Source organism: Saccharomonospora saliphila YIM 90502, assembly GCF_000383795.1.
Taxonomy (GTDB): domain Bacteria; phylum Actinomycetota; class Actinomycetes; order Mycobacteriales; family Pseudonocardiaceae; genus Saccharomonospora; species Saccharomonospora saliphila.
The window spans coordinates 246,650-248,270 of sequence record NZ_KB912640.1 but is presented as its reverse complement, the minus strand read 5'-3'; the positions used below and the strand labels follow the sequence as shown (position 1 = coordinate 248,270).

Below are 1,621 nucleotides of genomic sequence, written 5' to 3'. Positions count from 1 at the left end.
GGGCGGCTTGGGCGGTCCGGCGGCGCGGTGGATCGGTGGCGGCGTGCCTCGGCGCCCGCGGTGTCCGCGCACGGGTGCGCGGGTGTGGAGGGGTCAGCGCCAGGATGGCAGCCACAGCTCGGCCTGCCACCGGTCGTGCGTGATCGCGTCGCCGTTGAGGATCGGCCACAGCCAGACGAAGTTCGCCACCACGAGGCCGACGTAAAGCGAGACGACCAGCAGCCCGGTCCCGCGTCGCTCGCCCGCGCGGGCGCGGCCCAGTATCTGGCCGAGTACCAGCGTCAGCCCGAGCACGAGGAACGGTGCGAGCGGGGTGGCGTAGAAGTAGTACATCTGCCGGTCGAGGTTGAGAAACCACGGCAGCAGGCCCGCCAGGTAGGCCACGGCCACGGCGGCGTAGCGCCAGTCGGCGCGGAACACCGCGCGCCACAGCGTCCAGGCCAGCAGCGGCAGCGCCAGCCACCACATCGCGGGTGTGCCGACCAGCATCGTGGCGCTGACGCACTCCGACGTCCCGCAGCCGGTCACGTGCTCGCCCGACTCGTAGTAGTACAGCATCGGGCGCAGGCCCATCGGCCACGTCCACGGCTTCGACTCCCACGGGTGCGGGTCGCCTTCCGGGGTCGAGAGGCCGCTGTGGAAGTCGAGCACGTTGAGCGTGTAGAGCACCAGCGACCGCAGGGCGTCGGGGACGAACCCGAACGCGCCGGAGCCGACGTTCTCGATCTCCACGTAGTGCCGGTCGGTGGCCGTCTCGCTGGCGAACCACGCCCACCAGCTACTCAGGTACACCCCGACCGAGACGACGCCGAGGGCGAAGGCGGCGGGCAGCAGGTCCCGGCGCAGCACCCCGGCCCACGGCCTGCGCACCCCGGCCGCCTTCCGGGCGCTGACGTCGAAGGCCAGGCACAGCAGGGCGAAGGCGATCACCCAGTAGGCCCCCGACCACTTCACCGCCGTGGCCAGACCGAGCAGCACGCCCGTGCCGAAGCGCCACCAGCGGAACCCGAGCCTCGGCCCGTACGGCGACGCCTCCGCCCAGCCCTCGCGCACGGCCACCGCGAACCGCTCGCGCACCTGGTCGCGGTCGCGCAGCAGGCACCCGAACGCGGCCAGCACGAACAGGGCGATGAAGATGTCCAGCATCCCCATGCGGGATTGCAGGTGCAGCACGCCGTCGGCGATGACCAGCACCCCGGCGAGCCCGCCGAGCAGGGTGGAGCGCGTGAGCCGCCGGGCGATGACGACCGTGAGCACCACGATCAGCGTCCCGGCCAGGGCGGCGCTGAACCGCCAGCCCCAGCCGTCGTAGCCGAAGATCCATTCGCCGATCGCGATGAGCTGCTTGGCCAGCGGCGGATGGACGATCAGCTCGTAGCCGTAGTTGTCCTCGTAGCCGCCGTTGCGCAGCATCTGCCACGCCTGGGGAACGTAGTGCTTCTCGTCGAACACCGGCGTGCCCTCGTCGGTGGGGAAGCCGAGGTTCTGGAAGCGGACGACGCCGCCGATGATCGCGAGTACGGCGGTGACCACCACGGCGCGGAGCCGGTCGCCGGGCATCGGTCTGCCCAGCAGCGCGGCTTCGCGGTCGCTCGGTGGCCGCCGCGCGCGGGGCGCCGCG

Annotated in this window: 1 protein-coding gene; it reads right to left on the bottom strand. The window is 72.2% G+C overall.

Annotation, left to right across the window (positions count from 1 at the left end):
* Nucleotides 1-93: 93 nt before the first annotated feature.
* The coding region (locus SACSA_RS0106280; protein WP_028661604.1) for a dolichyl-phosphate-mannose--protein mannosyltransferase at nucleotides 94-1,621 on the bottom strand (1,528 nt) is incomplete at its 5' end.